The organism is Streptococcus infantis (assembly GCF_047464215.1).
GTDB lineage: Bacteria > Bacillota > Bacilli > Lactobacillales > Streptococcaceae > Streptococcus > Streptococcus infantis_P.
On sequence record NZ_JASHCG010000006.1, the window covers coordinates 100272 to 110016 of the forward strand.

1 protein-coding gene is annotated in these 9745 nt (G+C 40.4%); it reads right to left on the reverse strand.

Annotated features, from left to right (window positions below; translation table 11 throughout):
- Window positions 1-7: 7 nt before the first annotated feature.
- Window positions 8-9490, reverse strand: a complete 9483-nt coding sequence (locus tag QM469_RS05180; protein WP_414276140.1) for a mucin-binding protein — start codon at window positions 9488-9490, stop codon at window positions 8-10.
- Between the last annotated feature and the right edge of the window lie 255 nt (window positions 9491-9745).

Here is a 9745-nt window from a genome sequence, read left to right on the forward strand (position 1 = left end):
ATTTATTCTAATCTTCTTTTTTCTTACGAACTACAAGTCCAAATCCACTCATTACTCCAAGAAGTCCAAGTGCTGCTAAGCTAGTATGATCTTCAGTACCAGTATTTGGCAACTGAGGAGTATTTTCTTTAGCAGAGGTTGGTTTCTCTGGAGCTACTGGTTTCTCTGGAGTTACTGGTTTCTCTGGAGTTACTGGTTTCTCTGGAGTTACTGGTTTCTCTGGAGTCACTGGTTTCTCTGGAGTTACTGGTTTCTCTGGAGTTACTGGTACAATTGGAACGTAGATGATTGGTGTGTCATCACCTGGGTTTGTTGGAAGGTTTGGAAGTTCCTTACCTGGTTCTACTGGTTGACCTGGTTTGCTTGGATCTTTTGGATCTGGCAAGTATGGTTTGTAGCCTGGTACGTCTGGAACAACTGGTTTACCTGGTTTTGTTGGATCTGTTGGATCATTTGGATATTTCACATCTGGTGTTGATGGGAATTTAGGATCATCAGATTTTGGAACCAAGCTTCCAAGTGGTTTATAGGTAACAATCTCTACTACTTCAGGATTTTCTGGAGTAACTGTCTTACCACCTGCTTCTGTCTTATCCGCGTAGTAACCTGGAATTACTGGAACAGATACCTTACCGTAAGTATAGCTCTTCTCATTCCATGTTGTAGTTCCAGAAGCTTTGTTTTCTTTACCAGTAAACGTAAAGTCATCTTGGACATTGTCGGCTGGAGTCTTATCGCCTGCTCCTTCAAACTTAACTGTTTGTTTAGTTGGTTTCTTCACATCATTTACGATTGGAACGTAGATGATTGGGGTGTCTTCACCTGGGTTTGTTGGAAGGTTTGGTAGCTCCTTACCTGGTTCTACTGGTTGACCTGGTTTGCTTGGATCTTTTGGATCTGGCAAGTATGGTTTGTAGCCTGGTACGTCTGGAACCACTGGCTTACCTGGTTTACCTGGATCGTTTGGATCATTTGGATACTTCACTTTTGGTGTTGATGGGAAGTTTGGATCGTTTGGTTTCTCTGGTTTTGGAACCAAGTTTCCAAGTGGTTTGTAGGTTACTGTATCTGTTGCTTCAGGATTTTCTGGAGTAACTGTCTTACCACCTGCTTCTGTCTTATCAGCGTAGTAACCTGGAATTACTGGTACAGATACCTTACCATAAGTATGGCTCTTCTCAGTCCATGTTGTAGTTCCAGAAGCTTTGTTTTCTTTACCAGTAAATGTAAAGTCATCTTGGACATTGTCTCCTGGAGTCTTATCGCCTGCTCCTTCAAACTTAACTGTTTGTTTAGTTGGTTTCTTCACATCATTTACGATTGGTACGTAGATAATTGGTGTGTCGTCACCTGGGTTTTCAGGAGTGATTGGTTTTCCTGGTTCGACTGGTTTACCTGGTTTGCTTGGATCTTTTGGATCTGGCAAGTATGGTTTGTAGCCTGGTACGTCTGGAACAACTGGTTTACCTGGTTTACCTGGATCTGTTGGATCATTTGGATACTTCACTTTTGGTGTTGATGGGAAGTTTGGATCATCTGGTGTTCCTGGTTTTGGAACCAAGTTTCCAAGTGGTTTGTAGGTTACTGTATCTGTTGCTTCAGGATTTTCTGGAGTAACTGTCTTACCACCAGCTTCTGTCTTATCAGCGTAGTAACCTGGAATTACTGGTACAGATACCTTACCGTAAGTATGGCTCTTCTCAGTCCATGTTGTAGTTCCAGAAGCTTTGTTTACTTTACCAGTAAATGTAAAGTCATCTTGGACATTGTCTCCTGGAGTCTTATCGCCTGCTCCTTCAAACTTAACTGTTTGTTTAGTTGGTTTCTTCACATCATTTACGATTGGAACGTAGATGATTGGGGTGTCTTCACCTGGGTTTGTTGGAAGATTTGGAAGTTCCTTACCTGGTTCTACTGGTTGACCTGGTTTGCTTGGATCTTTTGGATCTGGCGAGTATGGTTTGTAGCCTGGTACGTCTGGAACGACTGGTTTTCCTGGTTTTCCTGGATCGTTTGGATCATTTGGATATTTCACATCTGGTGTTGATGGGAATTTAGGATCATCAGATTTCGGAACCAAACTGCCAAGTGGTTTGTAGGTTACTGTATCTGTTGCTTCAGGATTTTCTGGAGTAACTGTCTTACCACCAGCTTCTGTCTTATCAGCGTAGTAACCTGGAATTACTGGAACAGATACCTTACTGTAAGTATGGCTCTTCTCATTCCATGTTGTACTTCCATCAGCTTTGTTTTCTTTACCAGTGAATGTGAAGTCGTCTTGGACATTGTCTCCTGGAGTCTTATCGCCTGCTCCTTCAAACTTAACTATTTGTTTAGTTGGTTTCTTCACATCATTTACGATTGGTACGTAGATGATTGGTGTGTCGTCACCTGGGTTTGTTGGAAGGTTTGGTAGCTCCTTACCTGGTTCTACTGGTTGACCTGGTTTGCTTGGATCTTTTGGATCTGGCAAGTATGGTTTGTAGCCTGGTACGTCTGGAACAACTGGTTTACCTGGTTTACCTGGATCTGTTGGATCATTTGGATACTTCACTTCTGGTGTTGATGGGAAGTTTGGATCATTTGGTTTCTCTGGTTTTGGAACCAAGTTTCCAAGTGGTTTGTAGGTTACTGTATCTGTTGCTTCAGGATTTTCTGGAGTAACTGTCTTACCACCAGCTTCTGTCTTATCAGCGTAGTAACCTGGAATTACTGGTACAGATACCTTACCATAAGTATGGCTCTTCTCAGTCCATGTTGTACTTCCATCAGCTTTGTTTACTTTACCAGTGAATGTGAAGTCGTCTTGGACGTTGTCGGCTGGAGTCTTATCGCCTGCTCCTTCAAACTTAACTGTTTGTTTAGTTGGTTTCTTCACATCATTTACGATTGGTACGTAGATAATTGGTGTGTCGTCACCTGGGTTTTCAGGAGTGATTGGTTTTCCTGGTTCTACTGGTTTACCTGGTTTGCTTGGATCTTTTGGATCTGGCAAGTATGGTTTGTAGCCTGGTACGTCTGGAACAACTGGTTTACCTGGTTTACCTGGATCTGTTGGATCATTTGGATACTTCACTTTTGGTGTTGATGGGAAGTTTGGATCATCTGGTGTTCCTGGTTTTGGAACCAAGTTTCCAAGTGGTTTGTAGGTTACTGTATCTGTTGCTTCAGGATTTTCTGGAGTAACTGTCTTACCACCAGCTTCTGTCTTATCAGCGTAGTAACCTGGAATTACTGGTACAGATACCTTACCGTAAGTATGGCTCTTCTCAGTCCATGTTGTACTTCCATCAGCTTTGTTTACTTTACCAGTGAATGTGAAGTCGTCTTGGACGTTGTCGGCTGGAGTCTTATCGCCTGCTCCTTCAAACTTAACTGTTTGTTTAGTTGGTTTCTTCACATCATTTACGATTGGTACGTAGATAATTGGTGTGTCGTCACCTGGGTTTTCAGGAGTGATTGGTTTTCCTGGTTCTACTGGTTTACCTGGTTTGCTTGGATCTTTTGGATCTGGCAAGTATGGTTTGTAGCCTGGTACATTAGGAACAACTGGTTGACCTGGTTTCGTTGGATCCGTTGGATCATTTGGATACTTCACTTCTGGTGTTGATGGGAAGTTTGGATCGTTTGGTGTCTCTGGTTTTGGAACCAAGTTTCCAAGTGGTTTGTAAGTTACAGTTTCTTCGAGATTTTCTTGAGTGACTGTCTTAGAAGCAACACTTGCTTTATCCGCATAGTATCCAGTAACACTTGGCGTTGGAACTGCATCATAGTTAGTCTTATTAGTTGTCCATGCTTCATCAGGGTTAAGAACTTTACCTGTAACTTTATCAAGTTTTAAGGTACGTGTCCATTGTGCATTTTGAACATTGTCTGCTGGTGTTTGACTACCTGCACCTACATAATGAACAGTTGACATTACATCTTTCTTCCATTGATCTGTCGCTGGGTATTTAGGACTGTTTGGATCATTTGGATTGATTGGATCTGTTGGATTATGTGGATCGTTTGGTCCAACTGGTGTTTCACCATGTTTCAAGGTAACTACGAATTCTTGATCAACTGACTCATCCTTGTCATAGGTAGCTCCTGCTGGGAATCCATCACTTACAAGAACATAGCCACGATCTTCATAATACTTGATCTTGTCCGCAGTTGAGTAATTGATTGCCTCACCTGATTTACCACCGACTTGATCATTGGCAAGGGTTTGACCAGTTGTTTGATCAACGTACTTGATCACTGCTTTTTGGTCTGCCTTAACATAAACAATCTTCGTATCTTGTGAAATTCGATCTGGATCACTTTCATCATTTGGTTCAATAGTTTTATCAACAATATTGTAACCCCATGCTTGTGGTTGTTCCTCCTTAATCACATATCCTGTTGGTGCATCTGGAATTTTAGTTTCTGCTGCTTCTTTAGGATTCAATGGGTTATTTTCATAAGTCTTAGATACTGAACCTGGAATAACATTTCCATCTTCATCTACCTGAATAATCTTACCAAGTGGTTTATAAGTTACAACATCTTCAGCATTAGGATTGGTTGGAGTGACTGTTTTACTACCTGCTTCAGACTTGTCAGCGTAGTAACCAGAAACTACTGGAACACTTTCCCTACCGTAAGTATGACTGTTTTCAGTCCATGTTGTTGTACCATCAGCTTGATTCTTCTTACCTGTGAAAGTATAGTCATTTTGAATCTTATCTGAAGGTACCTGAGCTTTACCATCTGTACTTGTGTACTTAACAGTTTGTTTTGTTGGTTGCGTCACATCATTAGTTTTTGGTACATAGATAATCGGCGTATCTTTTCCTGGATTTTCAGGGGTGATTGGTTTTCCTGGTTCTACTGGTTGACCTGGTTTACTTGGATCGTTTGGATCTGGCAAGTATGGTTTGTAGCCTGGTACATTAGGCACAACTGGTTTACCTGGTTTTGTTGGATCGTTTGGATCATTTGGATACTTCACTTCTGGTGTTGATGGGAAGTTTGGATCTTTTGGTGTCTCTGGTTTTGGAACCAATTTTCCAAGTGGCTTGTAAGTAACAGTTTCTTCAAGATTTTCTTGAGTAACTGTCTTAGAAGCAACACTTCCTTTATCAGCGTAGTAACCTGTCAATCCTGGTGTTGGAACTGCATCATAGTTAGCCTTATTCGATGCCCATGGAGTAGATGAGAGAACTTCACCTGTCACCTTATCAAGTTTTAAGGTACGTGTCCATTGTGCATTTTGAACCTTATCAGCTGGGGCAGTTGCATTACCGTCTGATACCACATAATGAACAGTTGACGTTACATCTTTCTTCCATTGATCTTCCGCAGGGTATTTAGGACTCTTTGGATCATTTGGATTGATTGGATCTGTTGGATTATGTGGATCATTTGGTCCAACTGGTGTTTCACCATGCTTCAAGGTAACTACGAATTCTTGATCAACTGACTCATCCTTGTCATAGGTAGCTCCTGCTGGGAATCCATCACTTACAAGAACATAGCCACGATCTTGATATTTCTTGATCTTGTCTGCAGTTGAGTAGGCAATAGCTTCACCTGATTTGCCACCTACTTGATCACTTTCAAGTGTTGCACCAGTATTTTGGTCTACATACTTGATAATAGCTTTTTGATCTACCTTACGATAGATAATTTCTGTGTCAGTACCTGGATTTTCAGGAGTGATTGGTTTTCCTGGTTCTACTGGTCTACCTGGTTCACCTGGTTTCGTTGGATAGTTTGGATCTGGCAAGTATGGTTTGTAGCCTGGTACATTAGGCACAACTGGTTGACCTGGTTTCGTTGGATCGTTTGGATCATTTGGATACGGCACTTCTGGTGTTGATGGGAAGTTCGGATCTTTTGGTGTCTCTGGTTTTGGAACCAATTTTCCAAGTGGTCTGTAAGTTACAGTTTCTTCAAGATTTTCTTGAGTAACTGTCTTAGAAGCAACACTTGCTTTATCAGCGTAGTAACCTGTCAATCCTGGTGTTGGAACTGCATCATAGTTAGCCTTATTCGCTGCCCATGGTTCAGTAGGGTTAAGAACTTCACCTGTCACCTTATCAACATTTAAGGTACGTGTCCATTGTGCATTTTGAACATTGTCAGCTGGGGCAGTTGCCTTACCGTCTGATACCACATAATGAACAGTTGACGTTACATCTTTCTTCCATTGATTTTCCGCAGGGTATCTTGGACTGTTTGGATCATTTGGATTGATTGGCTCTGTTGGTTTATGTGGGTTATTTGGTCCAACTGGAGTTACATCGTGTGCTAGCTTAACTACGAATTCTTGATCTGTTGATGCATCACTATCAAATTTCTTTTGATCTTCAGTTGAGTTTGTGAAACCATCTTCTACAAGCTTGTAACCCTTATTAACAAAATCAGCAATCTTAGCTGCAGTTGAGTAGTTAATGGCTTCATACGATTTACCAGAAACTTCATCTTTTGCTAATTCCTTATTATTAGCACTTGTATCAACATACTTGATAATAGCTTTTTGTTTTACTTTTTTATAGACAACAACTGTTTCATAGACACCCAAATCAGAGTTGGCTACAATATTACGCCAATAGGTATCTGAAATAGTACGTCCACCCGCTTGAGATTCAATAAGCGTTTCTGGTGCATTGCTTGAATCATATGAAACAGAAACTGAATCAGCTTTAGCCCCAGCTACTAATCCTGGAACATTACTTGACTTGATTTCTGCTTTATAGCCTTCGAGTTTTGGCGAAGCGATAGTACCATAATTATAAGTACCTGAATTTGTTCCATCAACTTTCCAACCAGTATCAGCTATATGATCTCCATCAATATCAGAAATGTGATACTTAGCCTTACTGTAGGCAGCTAAGAACTCATCACCATTAGTAACACTTGAATTTTTTAAAATCTTTTTAAAGCCTTCTTGGTCAATAGAGACATCCAAGGTACGGTTCCAATTTGATGACTGAATAACATCTTCTTTAACTGAAGTTCCATCTTCGTACACATATTTGATGACATTTTTATGAACACCAGTCGGGTTGATTTTAGAACCATTTGATACCCAAATATTTTGACGGTTATCACCTACCGGGTCAATACCATAAGTCCTATCTGTGGCAACAACTCCCCCAGTAGAAGAACCTGTTGGTACAGATGTGGCATTAGCAGGTTCTATGTGTGCTCTATTATTTTGGAAACCAGCAATAGACATAGATCCGCCCTGGATATTCATCCAAACAGAACTCTGTTTATTATGACTTTGTGCATCCCTACCATCCTTGTTCATGGAATAAACCGTATAGGTCCCAACACCTGCATTATTTGTTGGACCATTAAATTCGACTCGGTTCCCTGAAGCTTCTAATTTATTTGAGATATAAAGAATATTTCCGTGGCCAATATCCTGTGGATTGTTCCCTTGAGGAATAGTTATTGGTAGTTTCCCGGTAATGTCACCTGCTGATGTACCATCTGATTTTGTGTATCTCATAAAGGAAACATATAGCGGATTATTAAACTGGAAATAAGTGTTTGTACTAGCTCCCAATGCTACTGAGATCAACTCAGCATAGTAGTTAGTATTATCATCTCGAATATCTACAATAGAACCCTTATTCGCTTGGAAAAGTGGCTCATTCTTACGACCATTCCTAGAATCAAGGGAAATGACATCATCCCAGTCATTATCCCAACTGTGACCATTCTTATCCTTATACGTACGGTCATCCATTTGTACACGGAAAGTCGCAAAGTCATCTACTAAGATTTTACCATTTTCATTCAGACCGATATAGTTGTACCCATCGTAACTACCTGAAGGTGTCTTAGTATCCTCATTTTTACCTTTACCTACTGAATGGAAAGTATTGTTCGAATGTTTTCCAAAGACTACTCTTGAATCATTTCCGAAATCAAGGGCAACACCACGACCTTTATTTTCAAAGCGAACTTTGGCATTTTGACCTGTGACAAGTTCTGAGTGATTTCCCATCATAATCCCATCACGGCCATGAAATTCAAAAGTTCCACCATCGCCAATAAGAACTCGACTCGGTCCATTTTTTCTACCGTGGTTACCTGCAACATATCCACCGTAACGATCCTTATCAGTGATACCATCAGCTGGACGATTTACACCAATTGAAATCCCTTGACCGATACTAGTATTCAAGACTAACTTAGAGCCTTTGCCAGTTTCTACGGTACCACTATCAGCCATGAAAATACCAGCATTGTGGTAGCGAGCATTTTCGGATCCATTGCCAGTGTTCATGTTGATAGTAAGACTAGCTTTATCTTTTACACTGACCTTAGCTCCACTTTCAAGAGTAATAGCATCACCTTGAGAAGAGCGATTAAGCGTTAAGCTAGCCCCCTCAGCAACTGTTACAGATTTAGCATCGTGAATATTTGACTCACGACGTTGGTCTGAGTGACCAGCAGCTCCAACATTACGTTGTACGTGTTGAGTTTGACCATTTGCAGCTTGATAACTGTCACTAACTGTTGAAGTTGTAGTTCCTTTGATAACGACATGGGTGTTACCACCACCACCATAAAGTGATGAACCAACACTAGTTACATTTTCAAAGGTAACAGTATTTGAACCGCTAGTTCTTGATAAATCAATTGGACCTTTAGAATTAGCAGTCGCTATTTTAAGGTTTTTAAGATTTAGTTCCCAGCTAGCTCCAGTCAACTCCAAGGTGTGTGACAAGAGTTCAAGACGAGCATTGTCGTCCTTACCTTGGATCGTAACTGCACGAGATTGTGCACTAATGGTAGTTTTACGGTCTACAGAACCAGGATTTCGGCTATCTGTGTTACCATTGTCACCTTGAGCTACGATATCACCATTAACAGTAATTTCGCTGACATTTTCATCCTCTAAGGCTGAAACAAACTCACTCCAATTAGATACTTCTCGTTTATCTTCTGAAGTAGCTCGACGTGTACGCGTTGAACGGCGTGCTTCAGCTGGAGCTTTATCAGTAGACTTATCATCTTTGTCAGCAACTTCAGCTGGAGCTTTGTCAGTAGACTTATCGTCTTTTTCAGCAACTTCAGCTTTAACTTCAGTTGCTTTCGCCGTTTCTTCACTCGATTCTTTCGCTGGTGCTTCTGACTTTTCAGATTTTGGACTCTCGATTACAGGTTTTTCAGAATCTGAAGAAACTTCAGTTGTTTCTGGTGTTACAACAGCTTTATCTTCTACTGTTGATTTTGAATCGGCAGTTTCTAGTGATAGAGCAGACTTATCTACTACTGTAGGTTTTGATTCAGAAGTTCTTGGTACTGAAGATTCCGATGTACTTGTTGAACTTTCTGGACTAACAGATACTACGGAGGTGAGCAATGTTTCTGAAACATTTACCTCATCAGCACTAGCAACTTGTCCACTCAAAAAGAAGGCAGTTCCTAAAAGAACAGAGGCTAAACCAAAACTATACTTACGTAAAGAAAAACGTTGACGCTCATTAAAATGAAACTTCATAGTAATCTCCTTTTTACTTTTTCTTAAGTTTTAGTATATCACTATATTTATAAAAATCAAGTGTTAGCGATTACTTTTTACTAAAAAACATATTACACGAACTAAATTTAATATTTTTTTACATCTCTTATAGTTATTTAGTTTTAAAAAAGCACTCTAATGATTCAAAGATATTGGGGACTTCCCTTAATAAATCTGTCACTTTCTTTTTCAAGATAGCCCAAGCCTGCTCAATAGGATTCAAATCTGGTGAAT

Bases quoted from the DNA above. Each gene is read 5' to 3' on its own strand.
- QM469_RS05180 (WP_414276140.1), bottom strand. From the start codon at position 9,490: ATGAAGTTTCATTTTAATGAGCGTCAACGTTTTTCTTTACGTAAGTAT.